The 19232-nt window shown below is 69.2% G+C and carries 14 protein-coding genes and 1 tRNA gene; 2 read left to right on the plus strand and 13 right to left on the minus strand.

From position 1 onward, the window contains the following. The first annotated feature begins 80 nt into the window (after positions 1-80). Positions 81-1472, plus strand: a complete 1392-nt coding sequence (locus tag A6A40_RS20735) for a class II 3-deoxy-7-phosphoheptulonate synthase (RefSeq protein WP_108547765.1) — start codon at positions 81-83, stop codon at positions 1470-1472. A gap of 55 nt (positions 1473-1527) precedes the next feature. On the opposite strand, the gene A6A40_RS20740 is transcribed toward A6A40_RS20735, so the two are convergent. From A6A40_RS20740 to A6A40_RS20755, 4 genes are all read right to left on the minus strand, one after another. After that, positions 1528-2016, minus strand: a complete 489-nt coding sequence (locus A6A40_RS20740) for a flagellar basal body-associated FliL family protein (RefSeq protein WP_108547766.1) — start codon at positions 2014-2016, stop codon at positions 1528-1530. Positions 2017-2098: 82 nt separating this feature from the next. Next, positions 2099-2980: a pantoate--beta-alanine ligase gene (gene panC, locus A6A40_RS20745; protein WP_108547767.1), complete on the minus strand. Its 882-nt coding sequence runs from the start codon at positions 2978-2980 to the stop codon at positions 2099-2101. A 140-nt stretch (positions 2981-3120) separates the two neighbouring features. Then, positions 3121-3285 carry a hypothetical protein gene (locus tag A6A40_RS20750; RefSeq protein ID WP_014188187.1) on the minus strand — a complete coding sequence of 55 codons (165 nt, stop codon included), beginning with the start codon at positions 3283-3285 and terminating at the stop codon, positions 3121-3123. A 223-nt stretch (positions 3286-3508) separates the two neighbouring features. Continuing rightward, positions 3509-3583, minus strand: a tRNA-Val gene (locus A6A40_RS20755). Positions 3584-3771: 188 nt separating this feature from the next. On the opposite strand from A6A40_RS20755, the gene A6A40_RS20760 reads away from it, so the two are divergent. Further along, positions 3772-4650 (plus strand): DUF3108 domain-containing protein, encoded by an 879-nt coding sequence (locus A6A40_RS20760; RefSeq protein ID WP_108547768.1) that lies wholly within the window; start codon positions 3772-3774, stop codon positions 4648-4650. On the opposite strand, the gene A6A40_RS20765 is transcribed toward A6A40_RS20760, so the two are convergent. The 9 genes from A6A40_RS20765 to A6A40_RS20810 all read right to left on the minus strand — a co-directional run bounded on the left by A6A40_RS20765 (position 4598) and on the right by A6A40_RS20810 (position 19212). After that, complete coding sequence (locus A6A40_RS20765) at positions 4598-4858, minus strand: hypothetical protein (protein ID WP_108547769.1); 261 nt, start codon at positions 4856-4858, stop codon at positions 4598-4600. The genes A6A40_RS20760 and A6A40_RS20765 overlap by 53 nt on opposite strands. Before the next feature lie 981 nt (positions 4859-5839). Beyond that, positions 5840-6085: a hypothetical protein gene (locus tag A6A40_RS20775; RefSeq protein WP_108547771.1), complete on the minus strand. Its 246-nt coding sequence runs from the start codon at positions 6083-6085 to the stop codon at positions 5840-5842. After that, positions 6085-6846: a lysozyme gene (locus A6A40_RS20780; RefSeq protein ID WP_108548054.1), complete on the minus strand. Its 762-nt coding sequence runs from the start codon at positions 6844-6846 to the stop codon at positions 6085-6087. The genes A6A40_RS20775 and A6A40_RS20780 overlap by 1 nt, the downstream gene beginning before the upstream one ends. 95 nt (positions 6847-6941) lie before the next feature. Further along, entirely contained in the window at positions 6942-7196 is a 255-nt protein-coding gene (locus tag A6A40_RS20785; RefSeq protein ID WP_146191600.1) for a hypothetical protein, read from the minus strand. Between the two features lie 239 nt (positions 7197-7435). Beyond that, complete coding sequence (locus A6A40_RS20790; protein ID WP_158279327.1) at positions 7436-7834, minus strand: hypothetical protein; 399 nt, start codon at positions 7832-7834, stop codon at positions 7436-7438. A gap of 103 nt (positions 7835-7937) precedes the next feature. Beyond that, the gene (locus A6A40_RS20795) at positions 7938-9791 is read right to left on the minus strand and encodes a hypothetical protein (protein WP_108547774.1); all 1854 of its coding nucleotides are present in this window, start codon (positions 9789-9791) and stop codon (positions 7938-7940) included. Beyond that, the gene (locus A6A40_RS20800; RefSeq protein WP_108547775.1) at positions 9788-10699 is read right to left on the minus strand and encodes a hypothetical protein; all 912 of its coding nucleotides are present in this window, start codon (positions 10697-10699) and stop codon (positions 9788-9790) included. Before A6A40_RS20800 ends, A6A40_RS20795 begins: the two co-directional genes overlap by 4 nt. A gap of 3 nt (positions 10700-10702) precedes the next feature. Further along, a complete protein-coding gene (locus A6A40_RS20805; protein WP_108547776.1) occupies positions 10703-12277 on the minus strand; it encodes a hypothetical protein in 1575 nt (524 codons plus the stop codon). Next, positions 12277-19212 (minus strand): phage tail tape measure protein, encoded by a 6936-nt coding sequence (locus A6A40_RS20810; RefSeq protein WP_236783921.1) that lies wholly within the window; start codon positions 19210-19212, stop codon positions 12277-12279. The genes A6A40_RS20805 and A6A40_RS20810 overlap by 1 nt, the downstream gene beginning before the upstream one ends. Positions 19213-19232: the final 20 nt, after the last annotated feature.

Below are 19232 nucleotides of genomic sequence, written 5' to 3' on the forward strand. Positions count from 1 at the left end.
GCCCCAACGGGATTCGCCGCCGGTCGTTCGCCGCCCGTCCGGCCCCCGTTCCGCAATCGTCAAGGAAGAGCAGGCGCGTCATGGTCGAGCGTTGGACACCCGCCAGTTGGAGGACGAAACCGGCGAAGCAGATGCCGACTTATCCCGACCAGTCCAAGGTCGAGGCGGTCGAGCAGCGTCTGTCCTCCTATCCGCCGCTTGTCTTCGCCGGTGAAGCCCGGCGGCTGAAGGCCAAGCTGGCCGAGGCCGCCGCCGGCCAGGCCTTCCTGCTGCAGGGCGGCGACTGCGCCGAGAGCTTCGCCGAGTTCCACCCCAACAACATCCGCGACACCTTCCGCGTCCTGCTGCAGATGGCCGTGGTGCTGACCTTCGGCGCCTCGATCCCGGTCATCAAGGTCGGCCGCATGGCCGGTCAGTTCGCCAAGCCGCGCTCGGCCGACATGGAAGACATCGGCGGGGTCGAGCTGCCGTCCTACCGCGGCGACATCATCAACGGCTTCGACTTCACCAGCGAGGCCCGCGTTCCCGATCCGGAGCGCATGATGCAGGCCTACACCCAGGCCGCCGCGACGCTGAACCTGCTGCGCGCCTTCGCCCAGGGCGGTTACGCCGACCTGCACAAGGTCCATCAGTGGACGCTGAGCTTCGTCGAGAAGTCGCCGGCCGGCGAGCACTTCCAGGAGCTGGCCACCCGCCTGGACGAGGCGCTGGCCTTCATGGCCGCCTGCGGCATCACCGCGGAGACGACGCCGCAGATCCGTGAAACCGACTTCTTCACCAGCCACGAGGCGCTGCTGCTGCCGTTCGAGCAGGCACTGACCCGCATCGACAGCACCACCGGCGACTGGTACGACGTGTCGGCCCACATGCTGTGGATCGGCGACCGCACCCGCCAGCCCGACGGCGCCCATGTCGAGTTCCTGCGCGGGGTGAAGAACCCGATCGGCCTGAAGTGCGGCCCGACCACCGACCCGGACGAGCTGATCCGCCTGATCGACATCCTGAACCCGACGAACGAGGCCGGGCGGCTGACGCTGATCGTGCGCATGGGCTCCGACAAGGTGGCGGAGAAGTTCCCGCCGCTGCTGCGCAAGGTCCAGCGCGAAGGCCGGACGGTGGTGTGGTCCTGCGACCCGATGCACGGCAACACGGTGAAGTCGACCACCGGCTACAAGACCCGTCCGGTCGAGCGCGTGCTGGCCGAAGCGCGCGGTTTCTTCGAGGTGCATCAGGCCGAAGGCACCCATGCCGGCGGCGTGCATTTCGAACTGACCGGTCAGGACGTGACGGAGTGCACCGGCGGCGCCCAGGCGATCACCGACCACAATCTGGCGCTCCGCTATCACACCGCCTGCGACCCGCGCCTCAACGCCAGCCAGTCGCTGGAACTGGCCTTCCTGCTGGCCGAAAAGCTGAAGGAAGGCCGGCAGTCGCGCGACGCCCAGCGCCGCGCCGCCGTCGCGGCCGAGTGACGGACGCTTCGTGATCGAAAGGGCGGGCGTCCTCGCGGCGCCTGCCCTCTCTTTGCTACCGCACCACCATGCGGTCCAGCAGGATTTCCTTGACCCGCACGCCGCGCAATTCGCGGTCGAGCACCCCAGCGATCGTGCTCTTCATCAGCATGGCCCCCTCGGCACCGGTCAGCTGTTGCGGGTCGATCTGGCGCATGCGGTCGGACAATTGATCCGAGATACGGGGCACGTAGGGTTCGGCGACCTTGCCATCCACCGCCCGGTCGATCTCAAGCAGAACCTTGACGTCGACCATCCGCGCACCGCCGCCGCCCAAACTGAAGGTCATCATCGGCAGGGCCGCGTATTTCTTGTCGCCCCCAGGCTGTGCCTGTGGCGCAGGCGCGCGGTTCTTGCTGGCCACCACGGCACCCGTGGTGCCGAGTGCTGCCAGCACCAGCAGCAGACCGGTCAGAACCAGCGGCATCAGGGACACCGTTTCCCCATGCCGGTTGCGACGGACGAGCCGCAAGATTGCCTTTCCGCCCCCGATCATGGAGGTCATACGTCCATTCGCACAGGAGTCTAAGCCCGCGGCAAGGGCCGGTCAAATGCCGATCGATCCGTGCAACAAACTATTCACCGGGTCAGGCCGCCGGCGCCACCGGCACATTGTCGATCAGCCTTGCCTTGCCCATCCAGGCGGCGGCAAGGAGACGGGCGGGACGGGCAACGGCCGTCACCGGCTCCAGCGATTCGGCATCGCGCAGTTCGACATAATCGATGGTGCCGAATCCTGCCTCGGCGATGCGGCCGCGGATGGCCGTCAGCGCCCCGTCGGCATCGGCCCCACGGGACAGCGCCTCGGCCGCCGCGGTCAGTGCCCGGTGCAATTCCGGAGCGCGGGCGCGCTCGTCGGCACCGAGATAAGCATTGCGGGAGGACATGGCGAGCCCGTCGGCCTCGCGCACCGTCGGCAGTCCTTCGACGCGGACGGGGATGTCGAGATCGCGGGTGAACCGGCGGATCACCATCAGCTGCTGATAGTCCTTCTCGCCGAACACCGCGACATCGGGAAGGGCTTGCAAAAACAGCTTGGTCACGACCAGGGCGACGCCGCCGAACATCTGCGGCCGGAAGGCACCGCACAGCCCCTCCGCCGGGCCGCCGACCGAGATGGCGGTGGCGAAGCCTTGCGGGTACATCGCGCGCACCGTCGGAGCGTAGAGCGCGTGGCAACCGGCCGACGCGAGCTTGGCGGCATCGCCGGCCTCGTCACGCGGATAGCGGTCGAAATCCTCGTGGGGAGCGAACTGGGTCGGGTTGACGAAGACGCTGGCGACCACCCGGTCGGCCAACTCGCGCCCCCGCCGCACGAGGCCCAGATGCCCGTCATGAAGCGCGCCCATCGTCGGCACCAGGGCGACGGTCAACCCTTCTGCGCGCCAGGCCGCGACCTGCGCCCGCAGCTCCTCCACAGCCCTCAGGATCGGCAGGTCGCTTGAGGTCGGGGCGGCGGTCAACGTCATGGCTGCGGTCCTTGCGCGTCGAAGTCGCGCGCTGGATAACGTGTCGGACCGTTCCTGTCCAGAAGAGCTTTCCGCAAGACAGACTGTTGCCGAAGCGGCAGCGAAGGCATCCCCTTCCCCGCCGCATCGACCCTTGGAAATCAGCGCTTGATGGTGATGCCGACCAGATAGGCCAGGTTCGCCCATGCCAGCAGCGTGGCGAGCAGAGCGGTGAAGGACGGGACGAAAACCACCGAACCGATGATGATGGCGAGGACCACGACGAGCAGGGCGACAGAGAGCAGAGCGATGCGGGTATCGTCCATGAGGTGAGGCTTTCCGAAACGGGTGACAGGGAATGACCCTATCTACCGTACTGCAACACAAACGGGGCTGATCTGCGTCAATCGACCGCGGATTCATGGATCGTATAAGAGTTTCCTAATTCTTGTTCTTCGTGCGGTTCCGCCACGCTTCACGGCTTGCCTCCCTGACAGGCGGACCGGGAAAGAAAAAAGGCTCCGGACTTTCGTCCGGAGCCTTTCTTGATGGTGGGCGCGACAGGGATTGAACCTGTGACCCTTCGCGTGTGAAGCGAATGCTCTCCCGCTGAGCTACGCGCCCGAACCCTGAAACTCTTTGCCCCGTTCCATCAAGCCGATCCGGCTTTTTGTCCCGGGAGCGTCGCGACCGTTTGTCGTCGGCCCCGCCGCTGCGGTGGGCGGGTTTCTACGGCCTTCCCTGCCGGGTGTCAAGCACCAGATTCATCACCATCTTAAAAAAGATTTCGCCGCCCGCAGGAGCTCCGGACCGTGCCCCATCCCAGCCCTCCCCGCCTCGCCAACCGTTTCGGAACGGCCCTGCTGGCCGCCGGCCTGTCGCTTCACCTGGTTCCGCTCGCGGCATCCACGGCCATGGCGGAGCCGCTGAAGGCGACCTACCGCGTGTTCGTTGGCGGCGTCACCGCGCTGGACGTGGATGCGACATTGGAGGTGACCGGCGACCGCTACCGGATCGCGGTATCGGCGGTGACCGGAGGCACCATCGGCCGCCTGTTCACCTGGAAAACGGACTCGCAGAGCGACGGGCGCCGCCAGGGCGAAGGCCTGAAGCCGGCCAGCCATCGGCAGTCCAGCCAATTCCGCGGGGAGCCGCGCACCGTCACCCTGACCTACGGGCCGCAGGGCGACGTCTCCGCCGCCGTCACGCCTCCACCGGAGACCGACGACCGTGAGCCGGTGCCGCCGGCGCTCCAGCGTGGCACGCTGGACCCGCTGTCCGCCGTACTCGACCTGCTGTTCGCGGTGGGAGCGAGCCAGCATTGCGACCGCTCGCTGCCTGTGTTCGACGGACGCCGCCGCTATGACATGGTGTTCACCGAGGTGGGGCGGCGCATCGTCGATCCGTCGCGCTACTCGGTCTTTTCCGGCGTCGCCCAGCAATGCAGGGTCACATACAAGCCGGTTGCGGGATATGGCAAGTCAGGCCCGACCGGCCGCTTCTGGCAACGGAGCGGCCCGGCTGACCGGCCGCCGGTGGATTTGTGGCTGGCTCCGGTCGCCGCCGGCTATCCGCCCCTGCCGGTGCGGCTGGAGACGGACAGCGATTTCGGCAGCGTGGTCGTCCACCTGGCCGGGGTCACGCCGCCAGCGGCAGACCGCCGGAGCGATGCCGCACAGCCGCCGCGCTGACGGCGGAGACGGGCATGCCTGCGACGGGCGAGCAGGTGTCGATGATCAGCTCCGACGGTTGGAGGCCGGCGCGGCGCATCGCCTCTTTCAGCGGTTCCTCCGCAGGCCACAGAAGCCGACCTTCCAGCTCCAGCATCGTGCCATTCAGAAGCGCCGAATAGCCGTCCAGTTTTCCCATATGGACGATCCGAGCCATGCGAGAAGCCATGCTGGATTTCCTTTCGGTTTGGTATGGCCGCAGGGTGGGAATGGTGGCGGCACGACGAGCCGCCGTCCGGTCCGCACCCGCCGGATTCTTGGGTGATTGTCCTGCCTGCCGGATGCGGCCGAAGTGCGCGGCAGGAGTATGGTGGCGACCGCCGAAGAACCGGCTGCCCTGTCATTCTCCTGTGGCATAGCGCTCCCTTCCACAACGACCACACTACCCTAGGGGCTTTTCCGTTCTGGCGGGTCGGGTCTGAGGGATACCGCCGCTGTTCAAAGGGATAGTATCGGCGTATGCATCGGTCCGTCCTCCCGGCAGTTGCCGCGGTCGCGGGACCGTCCGCAGCCTTCCGCGGGTCCGGCGGGTGGCGACTTGGTGGGGCATGGGCCGGCATCCCTCCATGCCATGGGCCGACCCCGAACGAAGCGGCTATCTCCGGTGTCCGGTGCAGGGCCGCGCCATGGCCGGCGGGGCTATGACAGGCTGAAACAATCTGCAGGAAACTAAATCTTTCAATGGGTTATCCAAGAAAATGCGCGCCATTTTCTTGGATGGGCGGTCGCACTGCAGCGGCCGCCCGTTTCGCATGTAGAGCCTCAGCCCCCCAGGAAGGGGGTTGCCGGCTAAGATATTGAAAATTCACGATCACACGGAAAGAGCACAGGTCGAAAAGGTACCGGATTCATCTCCGGTTTCCACACAGAGTTCCACACGCGCCAGCCTATCGGATGAGTGATCTCAACGGCCGCCCGCGCGCACAGGAACGCGTAGCCGCGCGACCATAGCGGCCATATTTCTGGAGGCTCCTAATTCAGGGCAAAAGTGTTCACGTGTGAACACTTTTGCCATCCGCTTCAGCGCGTTTGCACCCACCCGCACAACTGAGCACCAGTCAGATTGTGCGCCAGCACCTGCTCGGCCGTGCCGTCGGTGAGCGCATCTGCCCGGCTGGTGTAGATCGGGCGGAAGGCGGCACAGCCCCCGTCAGTCCCGGCTCCATTGGTCGCGCAGCCGCTCAGCAGCGCCAGCAGGATGCCGGCGCAGATCATTCTCAATCCCATGGCGCACCTCTGCGTTCCGGAGTGTCTGTGTGGTCGATTCGAGCACGGCGTCCTGCCGCCCGGCTTGGCGCTGAAGCGCGCCGAAGGCGGCGATCCCCGCCAGCACCAGGCTGGCGAGGATCAGGCCGGCAGCCGCCCGGCCCCAGCCCGTGGCGAGGAAGGCCAGCATCAGGCCGCCTTGCGCTGGTCATCCCAGCGCCGATAGAGCATCACCGCCACCGCCAGCCCCAGCAGGGCGGCCACCGCCCAGCCCATCGCGCCCGACGGCAGCGCCTGCAGCAGCTCCTTGATGGCGGTCGAGACGTCGCGCGCCTGATCCAGCAGGACGGCAACGCCGGCGAGGCCGAGCGCACCGCCGCCGCTGACAGCGCTGACCGACTTGGCCATCGGCTTCATCGCCGGCGCCAGCTCGGCAACCCGGCTGACCGGGTGGACCTCGTCCGACAGGAACAGGGCAGCTTCGGCCGCCCGGCGCTTGACCAGGCCGGGCATCACCTTGCCGGCGCCGCGCGTCCATTTGGCGAACTCGGCCGCGGCGCCGGCGGCGTCACCAAGGTTCAGCTTGCGCAGCAGGGTGGAGGGCTGGCCGCTCTTCAGGGTAACGAAGCCGTCCTTGCCAGCGTCCTTGCCCTTGGCCTTCCGGCCGGCGCCGACATTGAAGACGAAGGACACCAGCGCCCCGCGCTGGCTGTCGGTCAGCTCGACGGTGACGACGCGGTCGACCACCGCCGCGGCGGTATCCAGGTCGGCCTGCAGCAGCTGCTCGGCCTGGGCCTCGGTGATGCGCAGTCCCGGCCGGACGTCCGGACCGGTGTGGCCGTAGCCGATCGTCCATGGAGCGCCGCCGGTGGCGGGATCCGGGTAGGCGGTGAGGCGCAGGCCTTCGGCCTCCTTCACCAGGTCGACGGCGGCTTGCGGGATGGCTCGCATGGCGGAAACTCCTTCGCGCATGAAAAAGGCCGCCGGGCGCATGCCGGGCGGCTTGGTGGAGGTCAGCAGCGGGTGGCGTGTTAAGTTTCGGCGCCTCACATGAGGGCGAGAAAATCGACGTGTCCGGCCACCAGCACCGCGCTGATCGCGGCGCCGGCGCCGGCGCCGGTCAGGAACTCGCCCCACTCGGTCGGCCTGGTGAGGCGCCAGGGCAGCGCCGGCAGCTGGGGGCCGGCGAGATAGGCCAGCACCATGGACAGGCCGCACAGCGGCAGCCACATGGCCGCCGGGTGATCGTGGGCCAGCGGCAGGGCAATCAGGTACAGCCGGGCGATGCCAACGGCTGCCAAGGGCAGCGCCCAGAAGAGCGCCCGCCCCCCGGTGGTACCCAGCGAGTCATGGTCCTGCCCGCGCTCCCGGAAGGCACAGGCGAGGAAAAGGGCCGACAGTGCCAGCTCGCGCCAATGCACCGCCAGCCAGCCAGCCGGTAAGCACCGGCCAGAGGGTGGAGACCATCGAGTCCTCCGGACATGAAAAAGGCGCCTCACGGGCGCCGGGTCGACCAGGCTTGGAGTGTTGTCGCGGCCGATCAGGCCGGCGGCCAAGCGACCGGGAAGACGCCGGCGACGCCGACCGCATCGCCGGCTGCGGCGGCCCGCTCCACCGCCACCAGCGCACCACGCCGAGCCCCCTCGATAGCCGCGTTCAGCGCTGTCCACCCCTCGGCCGTCGCGCGGACCAGCTCGGCCATCTCGGCGCGGGTCGATCCGACCGCCGCGGCCTCGGCGTCGAGATAGGGGTATGAGCCGGGGTCGCCGGCGAAGTAACGGTCGGCCTCGGCCTGTTTGGCGATGTAGGTCCCCTCCTGCCCGACGGTGACGGTGATACGGCGCGCGCGCAGCTCGCCGGCCTCCATGTTGATCCGCGCCACCGCCGACGCGACCAGCTCGTCGAGCGGGATAGGCTCCACATCCCAGGTCCGCACCACGCCGCCGGTGTCTGGGTCGTGACTGTCGGTGGACGTCGAGGCCCTCCGATGCGTTGCCGCGTCGAATGGCGGAACAATGTTCACAATCTCCATGACTGCCACCTCAAGTGAACGCAAGGAAACCGGACGGCGGGGAAGCCGCTTGCTGCCCCGATCCGAACGCGAAGAAGAATGAGCTTCCGGCGCCGACGACGCTGTAGCAGGGGAAAACCGGGGTGTCGGGCGGAATGGTATAGGCCGGGTTTGCCCCTGTAACCGGGTTGCCCCCGCCCCCCCATACCGCCACGTTGTTCACCACCTTGCCCATCCAGAACCCGCGGCTGTTCGGATGGTAGGCGAAACACAAGCGTTCGCCCGCCCCCCAAGCCTCCCCGAACGCCTGCCCCTGACCGCTGTTGCCCTTATAGCCGTTCCACAGATACCCCCACCCAAGCGCGCTGTTGGTCAGGTAATCGGAGACGGGCGCCGCAGCCGCGGCGATACCGGGGATTGACGGGTTCGTCATGGCCGGAACGACCACCTCCCAATAGGTCGGCGTCGTGATAGCGGCGACGGCCCGGCCGGACCCGACCCCACCGCCCACATTGTTGGCAGTCCTGTTGCCGTCGGCGAGCGCGACATTGGCCGACTTGTCGGACGGATTGAGCGACTGAGACACCACGGACCCGACCGGCATACCGTTGGCGCGCTGATAGGACAGCATGCGCCAGTTGCCACCGCCCAGGCTTTCAAACCGGCAGGTATCGCCGATCATCGTCGTGATGCCACCGCCGCCGACCAGAATGGCACTGGTCGCGTTGTAGGTCAGGACGACCGCGACCGCGAATGTGACGTCGCGATGCACGCCGGCCGGCGCATTCCCCCATGCGTTGATCGGACCCGCCCCCGCGGTAATGGAAATCGCCTTCGCCGTGGTGCCGGCGAGATTGACGGTGGAGGCCGCGGCCAGCGACGCCGCCGTATCCTCGCCACCGCCGATAGCATTACCGGCGACGGTGGGCGGGGAAGCGAAGTTGATGACACCATTCGACACAGTTACCGGCAGATTGCCGGCGTGGAATATCTCATAAGCACTCTGCCCGAGGGACCACCCGCCATATTTCAGCTTGTTATCGGTGTCGAGCCCCAGGTGCGCGGCGAAGTTGCCCGGCCGGTGGAACGAGATGAAGGCAGCCCCCGCGGTCGCCGCATTGCCCCCTGTCATCTGCGACTGAACCTCAAGGGCGCCGGCATTGTTCTGCCCGGCGATCCCGGTCGACGCGGGCAGAATGGCACCACTGGCGACAATGGTTTGCTTGCCCGTAAAGGCATTGGAGGCCAGCTTGGCGAAAGTCGCGGGGTCGAAGGTCGCCACGCGGTCCGCCGCCGCCGCCGCCTCGCTGGCTTTGGTCGCGGCGATCCCCGCTTGCTGCGTCGCCGTGGTGGCCGATCCAGCAGCCTCGCCGGCCTTGGTCGTGGCGATCCCGGCCTGCTGTGTCGCCGTGGTGGCGGAACCGGCAGCCTCGCCGGCCTTGGTCGCGGCGATCCCGGCCTGTTGCGTCGCCGTCGTCGCAGAGCCCGCGGCGTTGCCCTCGCTGGTGGCTGCCGCCAGCTTGGAGGCGTTGGCTGCCGTCGCACTGCCGGCGGCGGCCAACGCACTGTTGGCCGCCGCGGTGGCCGAACCCGCCGCGTTACCTTCGCTGGTGGCCGCCGCCAGCTTGGAGGCGTTGGCCGCAGTGGCGCTACCAGCTGCCGCTGTTGCCGACGCGGCGGCGTTCCCCTCGCTGGTGGAGGCCGCCGTCATAGCTGTGCCCACCCCGTTGGCCACCGTGCCGATGTCCTGGATGCAGGGATCCCAGTTGTCGGCCATGCCCCCCACACCGGTGAGGCCGCCTGGGTTCTGCGCCGTCTTTTCGTCGCCGTTGTAGTAGGTCAGCAGCCGCTGGGCAGCCGCCAGCATGTTGGCCAGCGTCGTCATGTCGTCACCTCACCAAGGGAAATCGTGGCGGCGCTGTGCAGGTCGTTCAGGTACTTCTGGCTGAAGTCCTCGATGACCTGGAAAAGCCCGCCGTAGCGGTAGCAGTCGAAGGCGCTGTCGGTGTCCGGCAGCCACACCGCCGGCCGGTCGGCGTCGAGAAAGTTGACCAGGTCGAACAGGCGGTCGCGGTCGCCGGCCTCGTTGACGGTGCGGTCCAGCGTGGCGGTGCGCCGGCCGCGCCCGGGCTCCACCGCCACCCCGCCGCCGGCCAGCTCCGTCACCTTACCGCCGCGGCGGTAGCCTTCCGCCGACGCGCCGACATGGCGGTCGATTGCCATGCTGTCGCCGGCCCAGCCGAACCCGATCCAATAAGCCTGTTCGGTTGTGCTGTAGCGGCTGCCGGTCACCCGGTAAGCCGGGCCGTAGATCGTCCAGCGCAGCACCTGCGCGCTGCACAGCGGCATCGTCACATGGATGTTCGTCGGGTAGCGCAGGAACTCCCGGGCGCCCAGCTGGCCCAGCACGGTGTTCTCACCGCCGAAGCGCAGGGTCTTGGGATCGTAGAGCCCGGGAAGCACCAGGCGGTCGATGCCGCTGGCATGCTGGGTGGTGAATGCCAGCGATTTCCGCGCGCTGGTTTTGAAGGCCTCCAGCCGGATGCGGCCGGTCTTCCACAGGTTGGTGCGGTAGAGCCCGGCATAGGTCAGGTCAATCGGCCGATCCCACTCCCATTCCAGCACCACCGGCTGGTCCCGGCTGCCGATCCTGGTCGAGACCGCGGCGTCCACCAGCGGCAGCGTCTTCAGCGCGTCGAGCGGCGCCGTTGCCGCCCAATCGGCAGCAAGTCCGGTGATGGCGCAGTCCTGTTCCGACAGTTCGTTGATGTGGGCCAGCAGTCCGGTCGCCATGGTTCACCGCGCCACGTAGAGGGTGGCGCCGCCGCTGCGGTCGGCGATGGTCCGGCCGTAGACCACCACCGGCGCCCCCTCGGCAAAACCGGCAATGTCGTCCTCTACCGCCACGGTGTCTCCAATCCAGATGCCGGGCGCCCCGTCCAGCGCCGGCAGCTCGTAGAGGGTGGGCGGCGCCGACAACTCCGCCACCCAGGCCGGAAGCTCGGCCGCCGCGTCGGCGCTGAAGGTCAGGGCGGTCTCGACGGTGGCCACCTTGGCCGAGCTGCCCCAGGCGGTGGCTATGGCCGCGTCGACTGCGGACGGCACCTCGACCCATTCCTGCGTCCAGCGGGTGGCGTCGGCCGCGGAGGCGTCGCTGGCGGCGCTGCTGGACGGGCTGGGGTTGTGGGCGCAGCGCAGCACCACCTGCTTGGCCGGCGGGTTGTGCTGGCCCTCGACATATTGCAGGCCCGTGGTGGTGCCGGCGGCGCTGCTGTAGGCACGCACCGCCGCCGCGGCGGTGGGACGGGGAACCCGCGTCACCACCAGCTGGCCGGCAGTGCCGACATACCAGCCGCCGCGCGGAACGCTGCCGACGAATTTGGCATAGGCGGCGGCGTGGGTGGTGCCGTCGCCGGCGGCAAGGAACAGCCCCACGGTGCGCGGCACCGCGTCCATGCCGGCGCTGTCCACCGTGCTTGCCAACCCGGCGCCGCTGGCAAGGGCGGCGATCAGCTCGCCGATGTACCGGCGGTAAGTGCCGGCGAACTTGCGCCCCAACACCTCGACGCGGAAGTCCGCATACTTCACCGTGGTGGTGATGATCCCGCTGGCGAGGTCGACCGTGAAGTGCGCGGTGTCCGTCGGGGCGGCGCCACTCTGCTTGACCACCGCGACGCCGGAAGACCAGCCCCGCGGCACGTCCTGCACCGGCTTGCCGCCGCCGACGGACCAGCGGTGGAAGCCGTCGATGATGCCGAGATAGGTCGGCCGCGCCATTGGGCAGTGCCCGAGCGGCAGCTCCTTCAGCGTGTCCTTCAGCTCGGCCGGCCCCTCATAGCCGCCGGTGCCCTTGTAGCGCTCGGTCTGGATCGGCGTGTCGTAGTCGAGGCGGGAGTCGTAGATCGGCAGGGCGATCTCGGTGCGCTTGGGCTTGGGCTGGCCCACCCGGGCGGTCCAGATGGTCACCGCCTCGGCCAGCGGCGCCCCGTCCTCGATCTCGCGCTCGGTCACCGACTGGATGACATAGTCGCCGGTCAGCAGCAGGTTGAGCGGCCGGTCATCAAGGGCGACGCGCAGCCAGGCGCCGGTATCGAGGTCCTGCAGGGTGGCGAAGCGCTGTCCCGGATTGCGCGAGGTCTCGTTGCGCAGCACCAGGTCGCCGATCCGCAACTCGGCCTGCCCGTCGGCGGCACCCAGGCTGCCGATCGACACCGACGCGTCGGCGCCGGCGGTCACCAGCGGCAGCCAGGTGACGTTGGGCGGATCGTCAGCCGAGCCGGACTGGTAGCCGGGAAAGGTGGCCAGCGGCAGCCGGTGGCGGTGGCCGCTGGGGCGGTGGAACAGGGTGAGGTCGATCAGACGCACCTTCATCAGGCGGCCCTCCGGGTGTTGGCGAGTTTTCTGGGCAGGTCGCTGGTGGCGGCCTCGACGCGGGCCAGCAGGGCGGCGGCATCGGCGCCGATGCGGGCGCGCTGGGTGCGGGCGTCGCGGCCGACGGCGCGGACCTCATCGCGCAGGCTCTCCACCGCCTCCAGCAGTTCGGCCACGCCGGCGCCGCCGGCATCGAGGTCGGGACGGCGGAAGGAGACCGTCGGTGCCGGCGGCTCCAGGTCGCTGCCGGGCAGCCGAAGGTCGAGCGCCACCGGGATGCGTCGGCCGTCCGGCAGCGGCACATGGGCCTCGGCGGTGTGGGCGCCTTCGGATACCCACGCCAGCTGCGGCCCGTAGGAAATGCCGCCGGTGGCAAAGCCGGGGATACCGGCGGCATGCGCCCGCGCCCGGACAGCCGACTCGAAGTCCGCCTGGTGGCCGAGCTTCACCCAGGCGTTCAGGCCGCCGTCCAATCCGCCGATGTAACCGGCCATCTGCGCAGCCAGGGCCCGCTGGTCGGCCGACAACGCCTCCCACGCGCGCATGATGTCAGCGGATGCCTGATAGGTGGCCCCGCCGGCGATGACCCGGACGTAGTCCTCGAAGGTTGAGGCCCGCCCCTTGTCGGTCGCCAGCCATGCGTTGAACGCGCCGTCGATGTTGCCGGTCCAGCCCATCGCGCGGGTGATGCCGAACTGCTCTCCGGCGGACAGTCCCTCCCACCCTGCGTACACGTCGGCCGGTGCTCTGTATGGCTGGACGGATGACTCACCCCCGGCCGCCAGGACGCGCGCCTCGAAATCCGCCCGGCGAGACGCCGACGAACCGAGCCAGAGGTTGAAGGCTTCATCCATCTGCCCACCCCACCCCATCTGTTGGGCGATGCCACCCTGCTGGGTCGCGGACAGGCTGTTCCACGCCGTCTGGACCGCTGCCGGAGCGCTGTATCGCGGCGTGGTGGAGATGATGCCGGTAAGTTGCTGGAGCGGCGTCAGCGCCGCCTGCCAGACGGCATAGCTCTGGTCCATGACATCGCGCAGGCCGGACAGGCTGGCCAGCTGACGCTGCCCCATCGATGCGGCATCGGCCCGGGCGCGTTGCAGCTCCTTCAGGCTGTCCTGCGCCACCTGCAGATCCCGGGTGGCGGTGTCGAGGCTCAGCCCGCCGGTCTCGCCCAGCTCGGCGAAGACCCTGTCCACCTTGTCGAACAGCGCCGATGCGGTGCCGCCGCTGGCCGCCTTCTCCAGCGCCACCAGGGTGGGGCCGACCTGCAGCAGGGTCTGCCGGGCGGTATCCTTGTCGGCATCGGTCGAGCTGCCGTTCTTCAGCACCGCATAGGCGGCGTCGAAGCGGTCGGTTGCCTCCTGGATCTTCTCGCGCGGCGCCAAGGGCGAGTCGTCACCCTCGCGCAGGGCAGCGCGGGCGTCCTTGAACTGCCGGGCGGCCTGCAGCAGGGCGATGGCGCCGGACTGGATGGAATCGACCACCTGCTGCTTGGCGGCGATCTCCCGGTCGTAGGCGTCCAGCAGGTCCTGCTGGGCAAGTTGAAAGGCTTGACTCGCCCGCTCGGCCGCCTGCACCAGGCGCAGCTGGGTGGTGTCGTAGCCGGCCGCGGTGGCGTCTGCCAGAGCTGCCGCCTGCTGGGCGTCCAGCGCGATCAGCCCGGCGCCGCGGCTGTTGCCGACCGCCGCATGCATCCGGCTGACGATATCCGCCTGGTAGGAGGCAAGCGCCTTGGCCTTTTCCGCCGCCGTCTGCGCGGCGTCGGCGCTGTCCTGCCACGCCTGGGTGAGATAGCCCACCATGCTGGTGTACTGGTCACCGCTGATGGTGCCGTCGTAAAGCGCAGCATTCAGCCGGCCCAGCGCAGCCCGCTCGGCCTCGATGGACAACGTGCCGCCGGATGCCGCCGTCTCCACCCCCTCGATGACACCGGCCAGTCCCTTGATGGCGGAGTCGGTGCGGTCGAGCCCCAGCCCCTGCAGCCGGTCCAGCGCGCTGGACTTGGCCTTGGGGTCGATCAGCGCCTCGATGGCGACGGCGCCCTGCCGCTGCACATAGGCCACCGCATCGGCGTAGCTATCCTGCAGCTTCTTCGTATAGCGCGCCGCCAGCTCGGCCACCTCGCCGGTGGTGTAGCCGAGCGACAGCAGGGCCGGCCGGAACTGTTCGAACTCGATCTCGGCTTGTTTCGTCGCCGCGGCCATGCCCACCAGCGGCTTGGTCGCCGGGCCGAGACCCATCATCGCCTCGATGCCCTTGCGGGCGGCGGCGGTCAGCTCGGTCTCGGTCGCCAGCCCCAGCGCGCTGGCCTTGCTGCGCCAATCGGTGATGTTGGTCTTCACCGCCTCGCCGATGGACTTGGCGTTCTCGGTGAAGGTCTTCAGCAGGTTGGCCGTCGGGTCGAGCGCCGCGTTCATGGCGTCGAACTGCACGCGGAAGCTCTGCGCGAAGTTGACGTCGGCCATGAACTCGTTGATGTCGTCGGTGGTGCTGTTGGCGACCGCCTTGGCGACGTCGGCCGACACGCTGATGAGGCCCGCCTTGATGTTGTAGCGCAGCCCGGCGATTACCGCCTCGTCCAGCGTGGCGAAGGACTCTCCCAACTCGCCTGACGCGCCGCCGTTCCGGACGCGATATCTGCCCTCCTTTGCCTCAACCCCGATCCCAAACGCCCCGTTGGTCTTTCCGCCAGTCAGCGTGATGAACTGCTTGGTGGCGGCGTCGATGCTCTGGAGCAGTTGCTGGGCCTGTTGAGGATCGCCCTCATTGTCCGTTGCTGCCCCCGCGCCGGTTTGACGGGTGTCCGTGTATTCGACCGCGGCACCAGCCGCCGGCGCGCCGCGGTTCTTGCCGAAGAATCCCTGCAAAATCTGACCTGCAATCGCCGCGACGGGCGCGAAGGGTTGCAGGCCGGGGATGAACGACATGACAGCCGCAGCCGTGTTGCCGATGCCGCTGACCACTTGGCCGTTGGCGAAATTCATGATTGCGCCGACGCCGTACAGGCCGCCGCCCAACATATCGCCGTATGTGACGCCACCGGCGCCGGGCGACCCGGACAACGGCATGGCATTGCTCGACAGCTCGCGGGCGCCGGTGCCGATCCCGGCAGCCTGCTGTGCCACCTGCCCGGTGTTGAGCACCGCGCCGCCATAGGCCGGGGTGTTGAGCCAGCTGGCCGCGTCGCTGATCGACCCGCCGAGCTGGCGGTCGAGCCAGCCGCCCGACGCCTTCGAGACCAGGGTGCCGAGACTGAGGGAGCCCGACCCGTTGGAACCGCCGGTCAGGCTGAAGCCGCCGCCGGATTGTCCCTGCTGCTGCTGCGAGCCGCCGCCCAGGTCGAACAGGGTGGGCAGGTTGGTGCCCAACACTGCATTCTTGACCGGGTTGATGATGGCCATCTTCAGCGCGAGCTGCTGCAGCTCCACGCTGACGGTGGCGATGGCATCGGCCCACGACATGGTCGACTTGCCGGCGGCGGACAACTTCTGCAGGATGGCGTCGAAGCTGCGATCGCCGAACTGCTCCAGCTCCTGATAGGCGGCGTTGGTCCGCTCCAGCGCCAGATTCTGCCGGGCGAGCGCTTCGGCATTGGCCAGATAGGCCTGCCCCTCCCGGCTGGCGGCGTCGATGTTGCGCTCGCGCAGGTCGATCAGGGCCTGGGTGCGCGCCAGCTCCACCGCCCGCTGTTCAGCCGACGCGCCGATCAGCTGCAGCTGCTTCTGTCCCAGTTCCAGCTGGTCGCGCTGCTGCTCAAGCATCGGCCCGGCTGCCACCCCCGCCTCCAGCTGCTGCGCCTGGGTCAGCAGCTCGATGTAGTGGGCCTTGGCCTCATTGTAGAGCTGGGTTCCCTGCTCGCCTTCCTTCAGCGCCAGCGTGTGCGCTTGCTCGGCCAGCTCCGCCGCCTTGACCGCCTGCGGCCCCTGCCCATACGCGGCCACCAGAGCTTTCTGGGCCTCGATCCGGGCCAGGATCGGCTGGGTGGATTCGGTGCGGAGCTGCTGCTGGGTGGAGCGCTCCTGTGCCTCCAGGTTGGTCCGGGTTGCCGCCGACAGCCCGCGCACCGCCGCCGCCGCGACCTGGTTCTCGATCGTGGCCCGCCGGGTCGCGGCCTCCCCTTTGCCGGCGGCAGCGGCCAGCCGCGCCTGCGCATCGGTCTGCAGCTTCAGCTGCAGCGTGCCCTGCGCCGCCGCCCCGGCCAACTGCGCCTGCGACGACGATTGCAGCACGGCCCAACGCTGCTGCAGGTCGAGCGGCAGCGTCTTCAGAACCGCCCCGAAATCCTTGGTCGTCAGCAGAGTCTTCGCCGTCTCCGCCCCAAGGCCGGGGTATTCCAGGGCGACCTTGGCCAGCTCGATACGGTTCTGGGCCTGCGCCTTGGCCGCGTCGGTGACCGCACCGGCCAGCAGGCGCTGCCCGTTGGCCTGCCGCTCCAGCTCGGCGGTCTGGTCCCTGGTCTCCAGGCCGACGATCGGGCGCAGCGCCGCATCGGCGGCGTCGCGCTTGCGCCGCCACAGGTCGAGATCCTTGGCGTCGCCATTCGCCGGCTCCGGCCCGACCAGCTCGGCCAGCCGCCGCTGGTAGCCGGCCGGCACCTCCAACTGCTTGGACTTCGCCACCAGATCGGCGAGCTTCGCCGTCAGTCCGGCGACCTCACCGCCCATGCTCTGGAAGCCGGATGCCGCCGTGGCCGCGTTGGTGCCGACACCGAGCACGGCCTTGGCCGCGTCATCGGCGGTGCCGTCCAGCAGCGCCAGCCCGGCCTCGGTCTCCTTGACCTCCTGCTTTGCCTTGGCCAGCGGGGCGGCCCACTCCGCGAAGGCCTTGACCAGCGGCTTCAGCCGGGCGTCCTGGCTGGCCAGCTTGTCGATGGCGGCGAACAGCGCCTCGGCGTCGATAGCGCCGGCGAGGAATTGCTGCTGAAGCTCGCGCGCCGGGCCGAAGACCTTGGCGGCATCCTCCTTCGACAGGCCGGACTCGTAGGCGGCACGGTCGATCTTGAAGGAACCGGCACGCGCATAGGTCTCTTCCTGCTTCACCGCAGCCAGGGCGGCGTCGCGGGCAGCCTCCAGGGTCTGACGACGCAGGGCGGCGACCGCCTCCGTCATCGTCTTCACCTTGCCGGTGCTGCGGTCGAAGGCGGAGTCGAAGTCCCGCATCGCGTCGCTGTGCAGACGCGTCGCCTTTTCCGACGCGGTCATCCCGCTGGAAAAGACCGCGACCGCCGCGGCGCCCGCCAGCAGGGCGGCACCCACCGGGCCACCCACCAGGGCCATGGCTCCCGACAGCAGGGCCATGCCGCGCGAGGCGACCGTGGCCGCCACACCGGTGCCGGCGATGGCAGAGGCCTGGGCGCTCTGCGCCATGGTCAGCGCAACCGTGGTCTCCGCCACCCGGGCATCGGCCGCCGCCCGCGCGGTGCGGGCGGCGATCAGCGCCTCTTCGGCCTGCACCAGGCGCGCGGTCTTGCCGATGGCGGCGTCGAGCGCCGCCGCCGCCTCGTACTGCGTCGCGCGGGCAGCCAGGTCGGAGCGGGCCTTGGCCTGGGCAGCCTGGGCGGCGGCGACGTCGGCCGCCGCCGCCTCGGCCGTCGCGGCGGCGCCGGCGCGCAGCGCGGCCTCCTTCTGCAGCAGGTGGCCGGTGTTGGTCAGCAGCTCCTTGCGCAGCGCCACCTGGGACGCGGCGAACTGCCCGGCAGCCTGGATCGCCGGCCCGATGCCGCGGGCGACGAAGGCCGCACCCAACGCCAGAGCGGTGGTTTCCGCCGCCACCGTCAGCCGGTCGAAGTTGTCGGCCAGCCCGGCCATGGCCGGCTGCACCGCGGACAGCAACCGGTCGCCCAGCTCGACGCGGTAGACTTCGGCCGCCGCACGCAGGCGGCTGGCCACCTGCTCCCCGGTCTCAGCCAGGCGGCTGTAGGCGGCCTCGGTGGCGCCCGCCTTGTTCTGCAACTCCTGCTGCGCGTCGGCGAAGGCGGTGCTTTCCCGGCTGGCCAGAGCCATCACCGGCAGCAGCGCCTCGACACCGCCGAACAGCAGGGCCATCGACTCGGAGCTGCCGCCGGTCTTGTCGGCCACCTCCTGGAGGAAGCCGGCAAAGCCCTTCGCCTTCAGGGCGCCGGCGTTGAACTCCAGGCCCAGCGCGCGGGCGGTCGCGGTGGCTTCCTGCGACGGCTTCAGCACGGCGGCGATCACCGACCGCATGCCGTCCATGGCGGTTGAGGTCTTGATGCCGTTGGCGGTCAGCGCTGCGGCCGCGGCCATCAGCTCGTCCAGCGACACCCCGGTCTGCGCCGCGATCGGGGCGACCTGCCCGATATAGGAGGCCAGCTCCTTGATGTTGGTCTTGCCGGCAGCGGCGGACGCGAAGAAGGCGTCGGCCACATTGGCCGCGCCGCCGGCCGCTGCACCGTAGGAGTTGAGAACGGAGGTCAGGCCATCGGCGGCGGTCTGCACGTCGGTGACGCCACCGATCGCCAGCCGGTTGGCCTCGGTCAGCACGGAGATGGCATTGGCCGCACTGTACGCGCCGGCGGAAATGACCTCGTACAGAGCCTTGGCCTGGTCGGTCGGCAGCCCGCCGAACTGCCGCGCCAGATCCTTGACCTGGGCGGCGTAGCGGCCCGTATCGGCCCCCTTCAGCAGAGTGCCGACCTGGGCGATGGCGGTCTGGAACGCCATTGCGGCCTTGGTGGCCTCCACCAGGGAATCGGCCGCTCCGGCGCCGAGCTGCACGCCGGCCAGAGCCACCACGGCGGTGGCGACGCCGGACGCGGACCGGCCCAGCGCGTCGAAGCTGGACGACGCGCGGCGCACGGAACCGTCGACGCGGCCGGCGAACTGGTCGACGCGGGCTTCCGCCTGCGACAGCACCCGCCGCAGGCCGCTATCGTCCGCGCCAACCGGCACCATCATGCCGGGGAAATCAGCCATGCCGGTCTCCGAAAACAGAA

It is taken from the genome of Azospirillum humicireducens (genome assembly GCF_001639105.2).
GTDB lineage: Bacteria > Pseudomonadota > Alphaproteobacteria > Azospirillales > Azospirillaceae > Azospirillum > Azospirillum humicireducens.